Origin of the sequence: Vibrio vulnificus CMCP6 (genome assembly GCF_000039765.1) — a bacterium.
Lineage (GTDB): Bacteria > Pseudomonadota > Gammaproteobacteria > Enterobacterales > Vibrionaceae > Vibrio > Vibrio vulnificus_B.
Genome location: NC_004460.2, coordinates 422232 through 442416 on the forward strand (window position 1 = coordinate 422232; position 20185 = coordinate 442416).

Sequence of the window (20185 nt, forward strand, 5' to 3'; positions counted from 1 at the left end):
TGGCTTTAAAGATAGTTAACACCCTTGTATTCGACAAATATCCCCGCGCGGTAAGTTGCCGCGAACTAGGCTGCGATACTAGGCCGAGATATTGACCGCCGCGCAGTATTGACGCCAAAAATCATGCGCCTTTTCCAGTGCCGCTTCTCGATCTTGCAGTTCGGTAAACAGCAGCGCGGCTAAGGTTGCCACGATGGTGTTGGCCATCAGGTTCTTCTCGTCGTCCGGCGTTGCAAACGGACAGTTCTGCACAATCGCGATGTCTGAGCACATTTGCTCAGTCCAATAATGAGAGGTGACCCCTTCCTGACCACTGAACCACACGGTTTGGCTCACTTTGGGATTAAACTCCGACTCTCCCGACTGGCCTTTAAATGAGATCACGCCGTGCTCGGTATAGCCAATTTCATCTTCCACTTCCGCGTGCAACTGCTGGAACCCGGGATGGAAACTGCCACGCAGGCCGATTTTCGCCCCGCCTGGGTTAAGCGCTCGAACCACGGTGTTGATCGGTGTTCTCAGACCATAACGGCTTTTCCAACCAATCATTTTCTCCGCCATCGGCGCAAAATTTCGCAGCGGCAGATAAACGATACCATCTTGCTCAAGCACTGTTTTCGCTTCTTGCGTAGAGCCCGCCTCACGCACACCTACCGCCTCTAAATAATGCTCTGCATGTTCACGCCCTGCGGGTTTGTCGTTGTATCCGTGGAGCAAAACTTTGTAGCCATTATTGGCAAAAATTTTTGCCGCAAGAAGATGCCAAGGCTTACCCGCAGAGGCGCGTTTTCCCGCATAACAAGGCCAATCAATATCTGCACCAAGGTTAGGTACTCGACTTTGGAAAGCTTTAACAAATCCCGCGATCTCTTGGCGAGTCTCATTTTGTACGCGGATCAGCATCAGCAGCATCGCCATCTGGTCATCACCCACTTGACCATCGAGATACTCATCCATGACTTGATAGGCTTGTTCAAACGTCAGGGGTTTGCGTCCACGCTCACCGCGTCCAACCGTGCGGATACATTCCAAAATTGTGCTCATACTTCCTCGTTGTTCTTTTGCTGCTTAGCTGCGGTCGTCCTTCTGGCTGCGACACTCATTCATCAATCACTCATTAACAAATGAGGCGTTAGCCATGGGCGCGACTGCCGCAAGGGTGGTCTTTAATCTTTCCCGCAGTTTGACGACTTCCCCCATAATGATCAATGCCGGACTCACCCCTTTTAGCGCCACTGCTGTTTTTTCCAACGTGGCCAGGGTTGTCACGTACGTTTTCTGCTCAGGTGTCGAACCTTGCGTCACGATCGCAACGGGAAAATCTGCACGAACCCCCTGCCCGAGCAAGCCTTGCTCGATCGCGCGTGCCGATTCCAACCCCATGTAAAACACCAATGTTTGCCCCGCTTCAACAATTGCAGACCAAGCAGGAAGTGACCCCGTCACCACAGTGCCAGTCACGAGCGTGACACTGCGCGCAACTTCTCGGTGTGTGAGCGGAATGGCACAGCTCGCCGCGCAGCCGATGGCCGCCGTGATGCCGGGAACCACACAGTAATGAATGTTGTGCTCAACCAGCGCTAACGCCTCTTCGCCGCCACGGCCAAAGATGAAGGGGTCACCCCCTTTGAGCCGAACGATTTTGCGTCCAAGTTGCGCAAAGCTGACGAGGATCTGATTGATCTCATCTTGCTTTAGACTCGGCTCACCACAGCGTTTACCCACATAAATTTTGTCCACGTGCTCTGGCACCAGTGCCAGAATTTCTTTGCTGACCAAGCGGTCATAAACCAACAGATCGCACTGTTGCAGCGCGTTGACCGCCTTCACCGTCAGCATTTCCGGATCGCCCGGCCCTGCGCCGACTAAGTAGACAAAACCCGATGCGGCCATCCCTGTTGACGTTGGGCGATTCTTGGCTTGCAACCTGCGTGATGAGTGGTAACTAATCGCATGTTCGCTATAGCTGCGATCGCGTAATTGAGTGCTGATGCTTGTATCCATAATGCTTTCCTTCGTTGCCGAGTGGATTAACGGCTTGGCTGCGCGATGGCAGGGGCAAAATATTGTTTGAGCTGCGGGATGCACGACCCGCAATTGGTTCCACACTGGAGCTGGTTTTGCAATTGCGTCAGCGTGGTCACGCCCTTTTGCTCAATCGCTTGTTCTATTTGCCTGTCCGTCACGCGCAGACAACTGCACACAAGCTGGCTAACTCGTGTGGCGAAGCCCGCTTGCATCAGTGCTTGCCAGTTGATGGGTTCACCAATGAGCTTTTGTAACTGTTGATAGTCCGCTTTGAGTGGCTGTGACGAGGCGATGAAGATCGCTTGTAACTTGGCTTGGTTTGCTTCGTCTGTGTCACTTTGCAGTTGCAGTGTGATCCAACCGAGTTCATGCTGCCAACTCACGCGGCGAACCTGACTACCCGGCGGCAGATTTATCTCCGCCAGTTGCTGTGGTGGCAGCGTTAAGCTTGCAACGCGCCATACTCCGGATTGGTCTTGATGTTGGTATGCGCAATAGTCTGTTGCTATCGCAGGCGAGAAATCGCTGATCATCACACCAAAGCTGACGACCGGTGCTTTTTCTACCTCAACAAGGCTGGATTTAAACGCAGGCTGGCCCGAAATAGGGTCGCCCGAGGCACTGACCACAGCGTTGACTTGGCTCTGACCGCCATAGCGCCCAGCCCAATGCATGGACATAAACAGCTCACCAAACGCCATCGACTCATCAATGACCACCTTAGCCAACAGGGATTGCAGAGTGTCGGGATTGGTGATGTTTGCCAGCTCTCCTGCTTGCAGTTCAAGCTTTCCAGCCGACAGACGATTTAGATAGACGGAAGGCTCAAGCTCGCTTGCGGCCAGTTTCTCAATGTGACCCGTGCGTGTCATGGTATGCCATTGATCACGCTGACGTCCGCTATTTAAGCGCCAGAGTCCACGGCCAATTGACTCATCACGGCTGTTTGCCAACTCCGTCATGGCAACGAATCTGGCTTTGCCATCGGGATGAGAAAAACGACCATCCGCGTAGGGTGACTCTCCTCCCCATTGGGTTGGGCGCCACTGTTCGTAGGCTTCGTCACTGAGATTCTGATATTGAGCGAGATCCAACTTGTAATGGCTGTCACTATTGATGGCCGTGAGCCCTGCAAACTCACGGAAAATCGCCGCTTCAGATTCAAACGCAAAGCCATTTTTCGCCTGCAACTTTAGCGATAAACGCGCGCCTACTTCACAGATGGCTTGCCAATCGGGTTTGGCTTCTCCTGGCGGGGAGATAAATCGACGCTGACGCGACATTCGCCGCTCAGAATTGGTGACCATGCCTTGCTTTTCTCCCCATCCAGCGGCGGGTAGCAACAAATCAGCGTAGTGTGCAACGTCTGAATCGGCAGTGATGTCTGACACAATCACACACGGGCATCGTTCGAGCGCTTGGCGTATCCATCGGTTATCAGGCATTGAAACCACCGGATTGGTGGCCATGATCCACAACACTTTGATTTCCCCTCGCTCGACAGCCTTAAACAGATCTAGCGCTTTTAAGCCGGGTTGTTCTGCAATGCGAGGCGATTGCCAAAACTGCTGCACAGCACGGATGGAATCAGGATCAAAACCTCGGTGAGCCGCCAACTGATTAGCGAGCCCACCCACTTCTCGTCCCCCCATGGCATTGGGCTGGCCCGTCAACGAAAAGGGCCCTGCGCCGCGCTTACCAATTTGCCCTGTGGCGAGATGTGCATTGATGATGGCATTGGCTTTATCCACCCCGTTTTGCGCTTGATTGACCCCTTGGCAAAACAGCGTCATCGTCGCGTTGCTGCGTGAAAACCATTGATAGAAAGTGCGCAGCGCTTGAATGTCGATGCCACAGTGAGACGCAACTTGCTCCAATTGATATGCCCCGCTCGAAACCAAAGCCTGTAGCGCGGCAAACCCTTGGGTATGTAACTCAATGAACTCGGTATCGATGCCCTTGTCACTGCCTTGCTGCTCGAGCAAATAAGCAAGCAAACCATGAAACAAGCTGACATCGCTGTCATTGGCGATGGGCAAATGCAGGTCCGCTTGCTCGGCGGTGACGGTTTTACGTGGATCAATCACCACCAACTTGACGTTTGGATTGTTCTCACGGATCTGCTGAATACGGCGAAACAACACGGGATGGGTCCACGCCGTGTTGGCACCACTGATCACGATCAGCTCCGCATGTTCGAGATCGTCATAACTCACGGGGACGACATCTTCACCAAAAGCTCGCACATGAGCGGCGACCGCAGAGGACATACATAAGCGCGAGTTGGTGTCGATGTTTGCGCTGCCCACATAGCCCTTCATCAACTTATTGGCAACGTAGTAGTCTTCGGTCAGCAATTGCCCTGATACGTACATGGCGACGGAATCCGGACCGTATTCTTCCATTGCCTGATGAAATCGCTGCGCAATCCAATCGCTTGCCAGCTCCCAACTGACTTGCTCACCCGAGAGCTTGGGGTAAAGCAAACGGCTCGGCATGTTTAAACTCTCCGCCAACGCCGCGCCTTTGACGCACAATGCGCCATGATTGGCAGGATGTTCTTTGTCTCCCACCAGCTCATCTGGCTTCACCTCCACACCACAACCTACCCCACAGTAAGGACACGTTGTTTTGCTGCATCCATGCATAGATAACTCCTTTAAAATGAAAAAAGCCCCTTCCGTTTCCAGAAGAGGCTTCGTTGCCGTGACGTTGCTTAGTTTGTTTTATTGTTCAGCGCGTGACTGCAAAAGAGCAATTGCAAACCAAGTGCCAAACCAAACAGTGTAATCATTTCAATCAATTAGCTCACAGTTATCGCGATACTCATGTTGATAATGCACAATGGCGGTGCACAATGTTGCCTTATTGTGCACCTGTAGAGGCAGGGTTAAGCGCTGTACGACACATCACCAAACGGCTTTCACCATCATCAAAATAGTTTTCTTCCTCAATGAGGATTTCAAAGCCACAGGATTGATAGATGGCGCGCGCTGGCAGATTGTCTGGCGCAACCGTCAAATAGATTTTTTGGTAATGCGACTGACGCGCTAGCGCATACTTCACCAATTTTTTGGCAATTCCTCGCCCTTGGTAAGCTGGCGATACTGCCAACGACAGCATCCAAGCTTCATTGCACTTGTCTGCCTTAGGTACAATCAGCACATACCCCGCAATCTGATGTTCACACTCAGCCACAATAAAACCACTACGCCAGCAATCATAAGCTTGACGTAAAAAGAACGCAGGATAACCGTGTTGAGCGAATAACTGTTTTTCCATCGCCTCGATATCGGGCAATTGTGAACGTTGGATATTTGAAAAAGAAAGACTCATCTCGTTCGCCAAGAAAGGGTTAATGGCCGTAACCTTAACCGAGAGCGCAAGTGATGACTAGCTCTAGATGCATACAAAAAGTGATGTTGATCAATTCGTTTAAATACAACAACTTGCATTAACACAAATTGTACATTTGGCAAAGTGTGCAAAATAAATGCAAGTGCACAATTTTATAAATCCCACCCCTACACAGTGTGATTTAGCTTCCGCACACCTATTAATGACATTCATATTATTTATGGATTTTTTATTATTAATGATGCCGAGCTACTAAGCGTTGTTGCTTAAAGTCACACCGTTAAAGCGACCACACTTCACGCAGGCAAACCCTTTTGAAGTCATACCGATAATAAGAGACATACCCTATGAAACCGTCAAAATTCGTTTTTCTCTCTGCTGCCATCGCTTGCAGCCTCTCCAGTACCGCCAATGCAGACGCCATTTTGCATGCATTTAACTGGAAGTACTCCGACGTCACGCAAAACGCCTCGCAAATCGCGGCGGCGGGTTATAAAAAAGTGCTGATTTCGCCAGCACTGAAATCGAGTGGCAATGAATGGTGGGCACGTTATCAACCGCAAGATCTGCGCGTGATCGATTCCCCACTTGGCAACAAAAGTGACTTAAAATCCATGATTGATGCTCTGAAGGCGGTCGGCGTTGATGTGTATGCCGATGTGGTGCTTAACCATATGGCCAATGAAACATGGAAGCGTGAAGACTTAAATTACCCTGGCAGTGAAGTGCTGCAACAATACGCAGCTAACACCAGTTATTATGCGGACCAAACGCTTTTTGGCAATTTAACGGAAAACCTATTCTCGGGCTTTGACTTCCACCCAGAAGGCTGTATTAGCGATTGGAATGATGCCGGCAATGTTCAGTACTGGCGTCTTTGTGGCGGTGCTGGTGACCGAGGGCTGCCAGACTTAGATCCGAACAACTGGGTGGTGTCACAGCAACGTTTGTATTTGAATGCGCTAAAAGGTTTAGGTGTGAAAGGCTTCCGCATTGATGCGGTTAAACACATGAGCCAATATCAAATCGACCAGATTTTCACTGCAGAGATTACCGCCGGAATGCACGTATTTGGTGAAGTGATCACCAGTGGTGGCAAAGGCGACTCCAGCTATGAGAATTTCTTAGCGCCTTATCTCAACGCCACCAACCATTCGGCTTACGATTTCCCACTGTTCGCCTCTATTCGCAACGCCTTCTCCTACAGCGGTGGCATGAATATGCTTCATGATCCACAAGCCTATGGTCAAGGGCTAGAAAACGCACGTTCAATTACCTTTACCATCACGCACGACATCCCAACGAACGACGGTTTCCGTTATCAAATCATGGATCCGAAAGATGAAGAGCTGGCTTACGCTTATATCCTCGGTAAAGATGGCGGTACGCCACTGATTTACAGCGACAACTTACCTGATAACGAAGATCGCGATAATCGCCGTTGGGAAGGTGTTTGGAACCGTGACCTGATGAAGAACATGTTGCGCTTCCATAACCAAATGCAAGGGCAAGAGATGACGATGCTGTACAGCGACCAGTGTCTACTGATGTTTAAGCGAGGTAAACAAGGGGTGGTCGGCATTAATAAATGCGGTGAAGAGCGTTCTCATACCGTTGACACCTATCAGCATGAGTTCAACTGGTATCAGCCTTACACAGATACACTCACTGGCGTGACTGAAACCGTGAGTTCGCGTTACCACACCTTCCGAATTCCAGCTCGCAGCGCGCGCATGTACATGCTCTAAACGTAGAGCAAGTATGACACCAAAAAAATCGGCACCTGAGGTGCCGATTTTATCATTACTATTCCAATCAATGGTTCTAGAAGCTCGAAGTTACAGCTTAAAGCGAGAAATCTCTCTATCCAAGTCGCCCGCAAGTGCATGCAGACGTTTGGCTTGTTCAACCGCGTCGATGGCGTCGTGTGCGAGTCGATCACTCACCTCACGCACCGACTCCGTGTTGCCATTGATATCGGCGGTCACCAGCGATTGCTCTTCAGCCGCCGACGCAATTTGCGTTGCCATATCGCTGATGGTTTGAATTGCTTCACCAATCGCAGTCAAACTCTCGCCCGTTAGATTCACATCCGCAACACTGGTCTCGGCTAATTGATGACTTTGCTTCATCACAGACACCGCGTCGTTTGTGGCTTTTTGCAGCCCTTGAATCTTGCTTTGGATCTCTTCTGTTGAGGCATGAGTACGTTGAGACAGAACACGAACTTCATCAGCAACCACCGCAAAACCGCGGCCTTGTTCACCAGCACGCGCCGCTTCAATCGCCGCATTCAGCGCCAACAAGTTGGTCTGTTCTGCAATGTCTCTAATCGTTGCAAGAATGGTCGAGATTTGCTGACCATGCGCTTCCAGCTCACCAATAATTTCGACTGCATTGTTGAGCTCACTCGCCAATGAGTGGATAGAATCTTGGCTCTTGGTCATTTGTTGGAAACCATGCTGACTCAGTTCCACCGACTGGTTGGCATTCTTCGCGGTGTTGTCTGCGTTGCCTGCAATTTCCGCCGTCGCTGACGCCATTTCCGTTACCGCGGTGGCCACCATCGTAATTTCATCTTGCTGCTGGCGAATGCTGTTGCTGCGCTGGGTTGCGGTACGCGCTGCTTCGTCAGCTCCGAGGTTCAATGCGCCAGAAACGTCGCGCACGTTTTTCACCATCACATGCAAGCGGTCGACGAACTTGTTGAACTTCTCAGCCAGTTGGCCTACTTCGTCTTGGCTGGTCACTTGCAAACGACGGGTTAAGTCGCCATCACCTTCGGCAATATCCGCCAACGCTTCGCTAACACGCCCCAGTTCGATCAACTGTCTTGCGACAAACCAAGAGGTTGCAGCGGCCATGATCACCAAGACCAACAAACCGATTAACGCCTGACTAAACAGCATGTCCGTAATCGGCTCTTCAAGTGTGGCTTTGTCCATCTCCATCACAAGTAACCAGTCTGTGTACTCGATCGGCTGCGCCATGATCACTTTCTCAGCACCATTCACTGTCGCGTAGATGGCGGTATCGCTGTCTGCCGCTTGAATCAGTTGGGTAATATTCAGCTCAGAAGCGATCTCATGGATGGGTTTCAGCAGCACATCTTTATTTGGGTGTGCCACGATCGCCCCCTTACGGTTGACCAGAATGGCCTGACCATTCCCTGGCACTTGAATCGCTAGCACGTCTTTGATCAATTTATCCAACGCAAGGTTGGATGCCGCTACACCAATTAACTTGCCGTTTTGACGCACTGGATCTGTCAAAGTAACGACCAAAGTTTGCATGGTCACACTGACATAAGGCGCAGTGGTAATCGCGCGATCTTCCGCTTTTGCTTCTTTGTACCAACCACGAGCACGCGGGTCGTAACCGGGTTTGTTTAGCGAAGGATCATGACGGAACATTTCACCTTGTTCGTTACCGTAGTAGCTTAAGCCAAAGCCGCCAGCGATAAGGGTTTGGCGCAGGTGAGGCACAATGTCCAGATTTGGGTTACGTTCAATCTCTTCTCTTAAACCTTTCACCGCCAATTGCTTGTCGTGAAACCAATCGGCAATGCCTTTGGCATGCGCTTCAAGCGTGTTGCGACTCTCGCTTTCAATCGCACGCCAGCTGTGAGTGTTAAACGTTTTGTATCCGACGAATAGTAAAGTGGCAGATGTGATTGCAATAGCCAAAACAACCGAGGAAACCATCTTCCTCTTCAAACTAAATTGCATAATTGACTCTCATTGTAGTTATAAACATTGTTGAATAACTGAGAATATACGTTTCGCTTTACAAATTTCTGGGTTTTAACTCTAAATTTATACTCAACCAGTTTGATTGATTTATCACTGTGTGATCTTGCTTCAAAACAACGGCGTCCGAAGACGCCGTTTTATTTCTTAAACATACTCTTTTAAGAACAAATAGTTATGACAACTTAAACGTGGCTACTTTCGCGCTGAGTTCCTCTGCTTGCTCTTTTAGCTGGTTCGACTCCACGGAGCTGTCTTGCGAGCTGACCACCAACTGATCGGCCACATCTTTGATCGACGTGATGTTTTGGGTGATCTCGCTGGTCACATGGGTTTGCTCTTCAGCCGCAGTGGCAATCTGCGTCGCCATGTCGCTAATGAGTGTGACCGCTGTGTTGATTTCTTCCAATGCCTGCGTCGCTTTATCCGCATCAGCAACTGAGTTGCCGGCTAACTTCGAGCTGTTTTCCATCAAGTTCACTGCACGATGCGTAATTTGTTGTAAGGCATCGATGGTGGATTTGATCTCTTCTGTCGAAGAATGAGTACGCTGCGACAACACACGCACTTCATCCGCCACGACCGCAAAGCCACGCCCTTGCTCCCCGGCTCGAGCCGCTTCAATCGCCGCGTTCAATGCCAACAAGTTGGTTTGTTCCGCAATGCCTTGAATCGTGGCAAGTACGGTCGAAATTTCCTGAGCATGACGATTAAGATCCGAAATCACGTTGCTCGCTTGGTCCAATTCGCTCGCTAGGCTATTGATCGAAGACTTGGTATGCAACACCAAGGCATGGCCATCGTTGGTGCTGGCAGCAGAATCCTGTGCTGCACGCGCAGTTTGCTCCGCATGCGATGCGATTTCTTGCGTGGCACTGGCCAGTTCAGTCACCGCCGTCGCAACCATGGTGATTTCTTGTTGTTGGTGATGAATTTCGTTCACTGCACTGTTTGCTCGATAAGTGCTTTTATCCGACTGTTGAGTAAGCTGATGAGACTGCTCGCGAATGTGGCCAATCAGTTGCTGTAAACTCGCGACAAATGTATTGAAATTATGAGCCAATTTACCCACTTCATCGTCGCTTTCAACCACAATACGTTGCGTTAAATCGCCACTGCCGTTGGCGATCTGTTCAAGCGCAACAGACACGTTATTGAGTGGACGGAACAGCAAATTACATAACATATTGAACAGTAGCGTACACACAATCACCACCACCGCGGTGACCAGAATTTGGCCGATGACAGCATCAAACAACGGCTCAACCAACGAGTTGTAATTGATAACACTCACGGTCGTCAGTTGCGTGCCTTCTATCGCTTTTGCATACACCACGGATTTTTCACCAAAGACATCCACATAGATATCTTTGCCGTCTCGCGCAGCTTGGGTGATGTCATTAAACTTCAAGCCAAGTTGACTGACCGATTGATTCAGCAATTTGGTATCGGAGTGGGTAAACACATTGCCTTGCTGGTTGGCAATGAACATATAACCTTCACCAGGTAAGATTACCTTAGCCATACTGTTAAGAATGTCGGTGATTTCCACATCCGCGCCCAATACCACTTGCTGACCATGCAATGAAAGAGCTTTACCTAATGAGACCACATTTGCCCCGGTTGCCGCGGCGACAGTTGGGTTATCCATAAAGACTTTAGCTGGATTCGCCATGGCGTTTTTATACCAACCCCATTGGCGAGGATCATCGTTCCCCGGCGGTAAAACCACACCATTCGCGTTGTCTTGCGCACCATCTGGGTAGGCGAGAAAGACATTGTCAAAACTGGCCGAATCTTTCACCTGTTTTAAATGAGTCACAATGGACTGTTTGTCGACTTCAGAGGATAGCGCCGTTAACGCTCGCTCTTTTGACAGTAGCCAGTCCGTTACATATTGATTGTATGACGCGGTGGTACTGGTCAAGCGCTGTTGTACCTCGACTTCCAACCGATTTAGCGAAGCGTTAAATGATAGCGCTTCAACCAAAAGTCCCCCGACAATAATGGCAGCGCTCGCTGAAACAGCGAGTTTGTTTTTTAAAGAAAGTTTTCTAAGCATTGTAATCCTGCTCTTTGTTATTGATTTAGCTCAACACCTGTCACCGCCCTCACACAAAAGTGATTGGGTATCCTCGATGCCAGTGTTCCCGCACATTATAAATTCGAAGCTAAAAATAAATCATGACCAAGCTCTTAACTTTCAACATCCAACGTTCAACATCCAATCACTATACCCGTAAATTTTTCCTGAGGACTTAAGAGAGTTAAAACATACCAAAAATAGCGAAATAACAACCAAAACCTATTTCGATTTTTCATTGAATAAAAACAAACTTATTTTAGAGCAATAATTCTAAAATAAATTTCTGCATTAAATAATTTAGTGATGACAAATATGAATAAATAGATTTCATTTTTATCAATTTAAAAATTCAAGCCAATAATTAAGAAAGAGTTAAATTAAAAATAACTAATTAACCACCCTCTTTTTTAGTCAAATCTTACACATAAAAAGCCAAAACAAAAATAACATAAAAACAATAAGATAAAATAACAACGTCCACATTAATCAATAAATTAAATTTAGAGCAAGCTTATATTAGATCACTTTTAAAACAATAACAGATCAGATATTAATCTGTTGATTTTGTGATAATGAGCCAAAAAATACTTTTATTTTATTTATATGAAATATTTTCAGGATTATTAATAAATAGCCAACAGGATTTTGGTGCATATCTATTCTCAAGGACGAACCAAACAATCTCCATACAAATATTAATGTTATGGAGAAAATAACAATAATAACCCTTACTCGTAATGAGGAATCTATGCTTAATAACAAAAATAGAAATGTAGGACGCCTTACCGTACTCTGCTGTTTGTTTGCGGCGAATACTTTTGCTGATGTTCAAATTTTGGGCAGCGAAAGTGAGCTTTCACAAACCATTGCCGATCAGTACCAACAAAATGTCACGCTGTTTAACGGCCAGCTAAACAGTAATGATGTGTTGTATGTCAATGTAGGAACAGCAACAGATGATGAAATCACTCAAGCAAAAAGTCATATCATCTCCGGTAGCACCGTGGTGATTGATTTGACTCAAATTGCTGGTGACGACGCAAGGCTTGATTGGAGCCAAAAACTCACTGGTTTAGGACTGTCAGCGCCTGTTGTGGTTACGGGGGTTTATCAAGGCGACGCCTTAGTCAATGCGATTGTCAGCGATGTCACCGACGAGAATGACAACCCAATCAACGATCCCCAAGCCGAGTTAGAGAGCGTTAAACTTTCTCTCACTCATGCCCTAGACCGCTTCCAATCTGAGGGAAAATAAGATGAAAAAAATGACTCTGTTTACCCTTTCTCTTTTAGCTACCGCGGTACAGGTTGGCGCACAAGAATATGTGCCGATTGTTGAGAAACCTATTTATATCACCAGCTCAAAAATTAAGTGTGTGTTGCACACAAGCGGTGATTTCAACGCCACACGAGACTGGTGTAATGCGGGTGCTTCCATCGATGTTCGCGTCAATGTGGCACAAATGCGCTCGGTACAATCGGCAACGTCAGATGGTTTTACTCCTGACGCCAAAATTGTCCGTTTCACCGTCGATGCCGACAAGCCTGGCACGGGTATTCATTTGGTTAACGAGCTTCAGCAAGATCACAGCTGGTTCCAGAGCTGGGCAAACCGCCGCACTTACATTGGTCCATTCGCCAGCAGTTACGACCTTTGGGTGAAACCGGTTTCGGGTTACACACCGAAAAAAGCCCGTGACCTACCGCAGAATGAGAACAAAAACTACCAACACCGCGATACTTACGGTTACTCCATCGGTATTAACGGTAAAGTGGGCGCGGAAGTGAACAAAGACGGCCCGAAAGTGGGCGGCGAAGTCAGTGGCTCATTTACCTACAACTACTCGAAGACCTTGGTGTTTGATACAAAAGACTATCGCATCAACAACCGTTCATCACTGAGTGATTTTGATATTTCATTCGAGCGTGAGTTTGGTGAGTGTGATGAACTGCGCCGCCAAGAGCTTGGGTGCTATTTCACCGCCGCTCACTGGGGCAGTGGTTGGGTATTTGATAAGACGAAGTTCAACCCTATCTCTTATTCCAACTTCAAACCGAACTATGACGTTTTGTACGAAGCGCCCGTGTCTGAAACTGGCGTAACGGATTTTGAGATGGGCGTGAAACTCAACTATCGTGCACGCTTTGGTACCGTTCTTCCTTCTGCGCTGTTTTCGGTTTACGGCTCTGCGGGCTCGTCAACCAACAGCAGTACTGTGAAACAACGTATTCGCATCGACTGGAATCACCCACTGTTTGAAGCGGAAGCACACGTTACACTACAGTCACTGAGCAACAACGATCTCTGCCTAGATGTTTATGGTGAGAACGGTGACAAAACGGTTGCGGGTGGTTCGGTTAACGGCTGGAGCTGTCACGGCAGTTGGAACCAAGTTTGGGGCCTAGATAAAGAAGAACGTTATCGTAGCCGAGTGGCATCCGATCGTTGTTTGACCGTAAACGCAGACAAAACGCTCACAGTCGAACAGTGTGGTGCGAACTTAGCACAGAAATGGTATTGGGAAGGCGATAAGCTCATTAGCCGCTATGTTGATGGCAACAATACTCGCTACCTTCTAAACATTGTCGGTGGTCGTAATGTTCAAGTGACCCCTGAAAATGAAGCAAATCAGGCACGTTGGAAACCCACATTACAACAAGTCAAACTCTAGGCTCTGTTGCCTTAGCGATAACCAAACGCTCCCCGTATATTAGGGAGCGTTTTTCTTTATTCGCCATCTATTCGTCATCTACTTTCCTTCTTTTTTATCCCGAGCTACGTGATTGAGTTTGTTTCCTTCTCTACGGTCTAGCCAGTGACCTTTTACTTTCGTTTGCTCATTTATCAATCAATTTGTCTCTTTTTTGGATTTTCGAACTTTGTTGAAAGTGAGATCAGCAATCCATAACCTCAAGTTAATACTCTATTTTGTAAATTAATTAATTGAAATGTAACATTTCTCACAGAAATTACTTTCATAGAATACGAAAATTCCCACGCTTTCGAACGAAACCGTTTGCTCGTTCGCACACTAACGAAATGAGTTCCTGATTACCCTACACCTTACTTCGGGCTCCTTTCGATACCATCGCAAAATACAATAAGAGGCTTTCCATGTTTGGTATATTCAAACCTAAGGCGCATATCGATCGCGTTTCCAGCGACTCGCTCGACAGCACCTACTCACGTCTACGCTGGCAATTGTTCATCGGTATTTTCGTCGGCTACGCTGGCTACTACCTTGTCCGTAAGAACTTTAGTTTGGCGATGCCCTACCTGATTGAGCAAGGCTTTAGCCGGGGCGATCTTGGTGTGGCTTTGGCCGCCGTCTCCATTGCTTATGGTCTGTCTAAGTTTCTAATGGGCAGCGTCTCTGACCGTTCTGATCCTCGCTATTTCTTAAGTGCGGGTTTGGTGATGTCTTCCTTGGTCATGTTCTGCTTCGGCTTTATGCCATGGGCAACTGGCAGCATCACGGCAATGTTTATCTTGCTGTTCCTCAACGGATGGTTCCAAGGTATGGGTTGGCCTGCGTGTGGGCGCACCATGGTGCACTGGTGGTCACGTAAAGAGCGTGGTGAGATCGTTTCAGTGTGGAACGTGGCACACAACGTCGGTGGTGGCTTGATTGGTCCTATCTTCCTATTTGGTTTGTGGATGTTTAATGATGACTGGCGCACTGCGTTTTATGTGCCGGCATTTTTCGCCATGATCGTCGCAGTATTCATCTGGCTCACCGTGCGTGATACTCCACAATCCTGTGGCCTACCGCCAATTGAAGAGTACAAAAACGACTACCCAGATGATTACAACACGTCTCATGAAACAGAGATGACCGCAAAAGAAATTTTCTTTAAGTATGTATTTTCAAACAAACTTTTGTGGTCGATAGCTATTGCTAATGCTTTCGTTTATTTGATTCGTTACGGTGTATTGGACTGGGCGCCAGTGTACTTAAAAGAAGCGAAAGAGTTCACGGTAGATAAATCATCTTGGGCTTACTTCCTATACGAATGGGCGGGTATTCCAGGCACGCTATTGTGTGGTTGGATTTCAGATAAACTGTTCAAAGGCCGCCGCGCACCAGCTGGCATCCTATTTATGTTCCTTGTCACTCTGGCGGTTCTTGTTTACTGGTTTAACCCAGCGGGCAACCCAGGTATTGATATGGCGGCGCTGGTAGCAATCGGCTTCCTGATCTACGGTCCTGTCATGCTTATCGGCCTTTATGCGCTTGAGCTTGCTCCGAAGAAAGCGGCAGGTACAGCAGCAGGTTTGACTGGTCTATTTGGTTACCTAGGGGGGGCCGTGGCAGCCAACGCGGTATTAGGTTACACCGTAGACCATTTCGGCTGGGATGGCGGCTTCATTATTCTGGTTGGTTCTTGTATCACTTCTATCGTTTGTTTGACTTACGCATTGCTGGGTGAAAAAGCCCATCATGATGCCAAACAAAAAGAGAAGGAAAAAGAACAAGAAGCCATCGCGTAACTGAACTTCCTCAGGCCCATCTTTTTGCTTAGTCGAACTGATGGGCCATTTTTTATGTCCAGACTACTCGGAGTGGCAGGCAGACGAAAGTGAGTGACGCTCACGAGCGTAAGCGAACCAAAACCTCAACCGCTTCTAGTAGAAAAAAAATAAGCGCGAGTGTCATGGAGCATTCATATTCCTCCGTCACCATAAGCGCCTCTGATATATACCCAACCAAAATATCGCTATCAGAACAAGGAACTCATCATGAAACTTACCCCTCTTTTTCTTTCCCTTGCTGGCCTGTTAACCACTTCTGCTTTTGCCGAACCTCTTGTTATTGCTCACCGTGGTGCTTCGGGCTATTTGCCTGAGCACACACTGGAAGCGAAAACCTTGGCTTATGCCATGAAGCCTGACTACATCGAGCAAGATGTTGTCATGACCAAAGACGACCAATTGGTTGTTTTGCACGACCACTACCTGGATCGCGTGACCGATGTTGCTGAGAAATTCCCCAATCGCGCACGTGCTGACGGCCGCTACTACGCCATCGACTTCACTTTGGCTGAAATCAAAACCTTGAAAGTGACCGAAGGCTTCAACATCGATGATAAAGGCAACAAAGTGCAGGGCTACCCAACTCGCTTCCCTATGTGGAAGTCTGATTTCACCGTCCCGACACTGGCCGAAGAAATTGAGCTGATTCAAGGCTTAAACAAAACCCTAGGCTATGACATCGGCATTTATCCTGAGATCAAAGCACCTTGGTTCCATCGTCACGAAGGTAAAGACATCAGTAAAGCGGTTCTTAATACGTTGAAAGCGTATGGCTATACCGATAAGAACAATAAAGTCTATTTGCAGTGTTTCGATCCGATTGAACTAAAACGCATTAACGATGAGTTGATGCCAGCGATGAAAATGGACCTAAAATTGGTTCAGCTCATGGCCTACACAGACTGGAACGAAACCATGGTGTATAAGGGCAACCAAGCATCACCTTATGACTACGATTGGATGTTTAAACCCGGTGCGATGCAAGAAGTCGCGAAATACGCGGAAGGAATTGGCCCTTGGAAACCGATGCTGGTCGATGACAAATCCACGAAAGAGAACATCATTGTATTACCACTCATGAATGAAGCCAAACAAGCAGGGTTAGCGGTTCATCCCTACACCTTCCGTGCCGATCCTGGTCGGATTGCCCCTTATGCGACCGATTTCGAGGGTATGCTCGACGTCTTTTACAACCAAGTCAAAGTGGATGGATTGTTCACCGATTTTCCGGATAAAGCGGTTGCTTTCCTAGAAAAGCAACAGTAATTCCCCTACAGTCTATAATGACTTAATCCTTTAAGGCTGGCATTTTGCCAGCCTTTATTTTTTTAGGACGCTGTTTTGCCGAGCTTTTTTCTTACTAATCGTCACTTTATGGCGTAAGATCCAGATCGCATTAGAGTAAAACACTTAGCTTCAGGACAAAAATACTTTAATAAAATGTTAAGATTCTCTGGCAGATTGACTACGCTGAAGTCAAAACATTATTTGCTCCGGAGAAATGACATTCCGGATAATCTAGCAAGGAGATTTCATGCTTAACCCCATTACCGCGAAAGCGGTTATTGATCATGCCCTATTTCTAGGGGCCGACTTTGCGGAGTTGTTTGTCGAACATCATCAGACAAACAGCATTCAATTCAACTCTCAGGAAGTCGACAAAATAAACTCTGGTATCGATTTTGGTATTGGTATCCGACTCTTCTTCGGCCATAAAGTCCTGTATGGTTTTACCAACAGCACCGAAGAAAGTGAGTTGAAACGCGTGACTAGCCTCCTCGCGGCAAAAGACAAGCGCGATCAAATCGCTCAAGCTGGCTCATTGAATCTCATTCGATATCCCGTACAACACGTATCACATCAGCCACTCAGCAAAGACCCGTATTTGGATTCAAAAATTGCCTTCTTGCATCAAGCGGATCTTGCCGCTCGAGCACAAAGTGACAAGATTACGCAGTTCATGGGCTCAGTATTACAACGTGAGCAGCAAATTGAGATCTTTAACTCAGAAGGTTTGCATATCGGTGATACACGACACTACATCCGTGTTGCAACAAACGCTGTAGCCCAAGATGGCAGCGAGCAAAGCGTTGGTATGGAAGGCCCTGGCGCATTAATGGGCTGGGAATTTAGCCAGCAATTGGACGCAAAAGCACTAGGACAAGAAGTGGCAGAACAAGCACTGGTGAAGTTGAATGCCGATGTCTGCCCTTCTGGTGAAATGCCCGTCGTGATTGGCAACGGTTTTGGTGGCGTTATTTTCCATGAAGCCTGTGGTCACTTACTAGAAACCACCTCTGTTGCCAAAAAAGCGTCTGTTTTCCATGACAAAATGGGCGAAATGATCGCACATTCTGCTGTGAGCGCCGTCGACGATGGCACCATGACCAACGAATGGGGCTCGATTCATATTGACGATGAAGGCATGGAGACTCAACGCACTCAGCTTATTAAAGATGGCAAGCTTACCAGCTTCATGGTCGACAAAATGGGTGGCCTAAAAACCGGTTACGCGCCAACGGGCTCAGGCCGACGCCAAAACTATAAATTCGCACCAACCTCTCGCATGAGAAATACCTTTATTGAAGAAGGTGATAGTACTTTCGATGAGATGATCTCAAGCATTGAGAAAGGCATTTACGCGAAAAAGTTAGGCGGTGGTTCGGTTCAACCCGGTACAGGTGAATTTAACTTCGCCGTACGTGAAGCGTACCTCATCGAAAATGGCAAAATCACTAAACCATTAAAAACCGCGACCCTCATTAGCACCGGGCCCAAAGTTCTCAAAGAGATCAGCATGGTAGGTAAAGACATGGCTCTTGCACCTGGTATGTGTGGTTCGGTCAGTGGCTCAGTTCCGACCACCGTCGGCCAGCCCTCGTTGAAAGTGGATAAGATTCTCGTTGGAGGTGGTAACTAATGAGTCAGAAACAAACACTGCTTAACGCCATCGATCATCTTTTGGCGGAAACCCAAAAGCGTGGCGCACAAGCGGACATCATCGCGCAAGCCAATGACAACTTTTCGCTCAAAGCCAATAAAGGCCAGCTGGACGAATACAAAGTCAGTACTTCACAGGTTATCGGTATTCGGGTGGTCAAAGATGACCGTGTAGCAACCAGTTACTCTGAGTCTCTCGCAACAGAAAGCCTCGACATGATGCTTAATAATGCGTTAGAAAGTGCCAAATACGCCAAGATTGACCCTCACCAAAAAATCAGTGTGGTCGGCAGTCAAATCATCAGCGACTACGCGGAGCTTAATCAAGAGTGTGATGCCACAGTCGATGACAAAATCGCTTTGAGTTTGCGCTTGGAACAAGGTGTCGTAAGCCGCCCACACGCAACAAGCTCGCCGTACAACGGCTATAGTGATAACCGCTCGCAAATTTTGATTGCAAACAGCCAAGGGACACTTTGCGAGCAGGCGGAACGTTATCACTCGGCTTACGCCTACACGCTGTTTGAAAAAGAGGGCAAGCAATCTATGGCGGGGGCGATGAGCATTGGCCGACGTTATATCGATCTCGATCCTGAGTATTGCATTGAAGCAGGTTACCAACTCGCCAAAGATCTGCTCGATGGCGAAGCGGTGGCGACGGGTAACTATGCGGTCATTTTCGATATTGATGCCCTAAGCGAATTGTTTGGCGCGTTTTCAGCTTGTTTTTCTGCCTCTGTGGCGATGAAAGGCTTAAGCCCTCTGCGCGATAAGGTTGGCAGCGTGATCGCCAGTCCACTTATTTCTTTCTCCAGTAAAGCCTATGTAGAAGGCGGGTTCCGTATCCATAGCTTTGACAGCGAAGGTTTTGCCGCGCGTGATTTGGTATTGATCGGCGACGGTGAACTCAACTCTCTGCTGCACAACAGTCAAACGGCCTCTTTCTTTGGTGTTGAAAACACTGGGCATGCATCACGTGGACCAAAAGAAGGCTTGGAAATTTCAGCACACCATAAAGTGATTAACGCTGGCACAAGTAGCTTCTCAGAAGTCACTGCTGGCGAGTATCTCGAGCTTGTTGAGCTGCAAGGAGTACACTCTGGCGCAGATTTTATCAGTGGCGATTTCTCATTTGGCGCAAGCGGATTCCTTTGTCGAGACGGCCAAAGAATCCAACCCGTACGTGGCATTACGGTCGCAGGTAATTTCTATCAAATGTTGAAAGAGGTTGATGCGTTAGGGTCGGTACTTGAATCCAACGACGGCGGCTCATTCTTCGCACCAAAGGTACGTTTCTCTCGCTTGAGCATAGGCGGGAAATAGCGCGAAACACGCCATTATTGTCGACCTCGCACTTTCCTAGTGTGGTCATTTGAATTCACGGAGGGGTTTCCCTCCGTTTTCGTTTCTGCTCATCTCCACTTGTCATCAAAACAATACACTTGCAAATACTCAACTTAGAGTTGCGACTCTATTTTTATTTCTATCAGA

General features: G+C 47.9%; 13 protein-coding genes. 7 read left to right on the forward strand and 6 right to left on the reverse strand.

Features of this window, described 5'->3' with window-relative positions; all coding sequences use genetic code 11:
• Positions 1 to 78 precede the first annotated feature (78 nt).
• The 4 genes from VV1_RS17010 to VV1_RS17025 all read right to left on the reverse strand — a co-directional run bounded on the left by VV1_RS17010 (position 79) and on the right by VV1_RS17025 (position 5364).
• A complete protein-coding gene (locus VV1_RS17010) occupies positions 79 to 1044 on the reverse strand; it encodes a glycosyl transferase family protein (RefSeq protein WP_011081353.1) in 966 nt (321 codons plus the stop codon).
• 66 nt (positions 1045 to 1110) lie between these two features.
• Positions 1111 to 2004, reverse strand: a complete 894-nt coding sequence (gene cobA, locus VV1_RS17015) for a uroporphyrinogen-III C-methyltransferase (RefSeq protein WP_011081354.1) — start codon at positions 2002 to 2004, stop codon at positions 1111 to 1113.
• Between the two features lie 26 nt (positions 2005 to 2030).
• Positions 2031 to 4676, reverse strand: a complete 2646-nt coding sequence (locus tag VV1_RS17020; RefSeq protein ID WP_011081355.1) for a nitrate reductase — start codon at positions 4674 to 4676, stop codon at positions 2031 to 2033.
• A 217-nt stretch (positions 4677 to 4893) separates the two neighbouring features.
• Positions 4894 to 5364, reverse strand: a complete 471-nt coding sequence (locus VV1_RS17025; RefSeq protein WP_011081356.1) for a GNAT family N-acetyltransferase — start codon at positions 5362 to 5364, stop codon at positions 4894 to 4896.
• 368 nt (positions 5365 to 5732) lie between these two features.
• Here VV1_RS17025 and VV1_RS17030 point away from each other — a divergent pair, with 368 nt between their 5' ends.
• Positions 5733 to 7133, forward strand: a complete 1401-nt coding sequence (locus VV1_RS17030) for an alpha-amylase family protein (RefSeq protein WP_011081357.1) — start codon at positions 5733 to 5735, stop codon at positions 7131 to 7133.
• Between the two features lie 90 nt (positions 7134 to 7223).
• Here VV1_RS17030 and VV1_RS17035 read toward each other — a convergent pair whose 3' ends face one another.
• Positions 7224 to 9113, reverse strand: coding sequence for a methyl-accepting chemotaxis protein (locus VV1_RS17035; protein ID WP_011081358.1), 1890 nt, complete (start codon positions 9111 to 9113; stop codon positions 7224 to 7226).
• A gap of 196 nt (positions 9114 to 9309) precedes the next feature.
• Positions 9310 to 11196: a methyl-accepting chemotaxis protein gene (locus VV1_RS17040; RefSeq protein WP_011081359.1), complete on the reverse strand. Its 1887-nt coding sequence runs from the start codon at positions 11194 to 11196 to the stop codon at positions 9310 to 9312.
• Positions 11197 to 11923: 727 nt separating this feature from the next.
• Here VV1_RS17040 and VV1_RS17045 point away from each other — a divergent pair.
• From VV1_RS17045 to VV1_RS17070, 6 genes are all read left to right on the forward strand, one after another.
• Positions 11924 to 12475: a cytolysin secretion protein gene (locus VV1_RS17045; RefSeq protein ID WP_080553528.1), complete on the forward strand. Its 552-nt coding sequence runs from the start codon at positions 11924 to 11926 to the stop codon at positions 12473 to 12475.
• A gap of 1 nt (position 12476) precedes the next feature.
• The gene (locus VV1_RS17050; RefSeq protein WP_011081361.1) at positions 12477 to 13892 is read left to right on the forward strand and encodes a leukocidin family pore-forming toxin; all 1416 of its coding nucleotides are present in this window, start codon (positions 12477 to 12479) and stop codon (positions 13890 to 13892) included.
• Positions 13893 to 14335: 443 nt separating this feature from the next.
• Positions 14336 to 15712 (forward strand): glycerol-3-phosphate transporter, encoded by a 1377-nt coding sequence (glpT, locus tag VV1_RS17055; protein WP_011081362.1) that lies wholly within the window; start codon positions 14336 to 14338, stop codon positions 15710 to 15712.
• Positions 15713 to 15961: 249 nt separating this feature from the next.
• Entirely contained in the window at positions 15962 to 17020 is a 1059-nt protein-coding gene (glpQ, locus tag VV1_RS17060) for a glycerophosphodiester phosphodiesterase (protein WP_011081363.1), read from the forward strand.
• A gap of 268 nt (positions 17021 to 17288) precedes the next feature.
• Positions 17289 to 18674 (forward strand): TldD/PmbA family protein, encoded by a 1386-nt coding sequence (locus VV1_RS17065; RefSeq protein WP_011081364.1) that lies wholly within the window; start codon positions 17289 to 17291, stop codon positions 18672 to 18674.
• On the forward strand, positions 18674 to 20017 hold the full coding sequence (locus VV1_RS17070; RefSeq protein ID WP_011081365.1) for a TldD/PmbA family protein: 1344 nt from the start codon (positions 18674 to 18676) through the stop codon (positions 20015 to 20017). The genes VV1_RS17065 and VV1_RS17070 overlap by 1 nt, the downstream gene beginning before the upstream one ends.
• Positions 20018 to 20185: the final 168 nt, after the last annotated feature.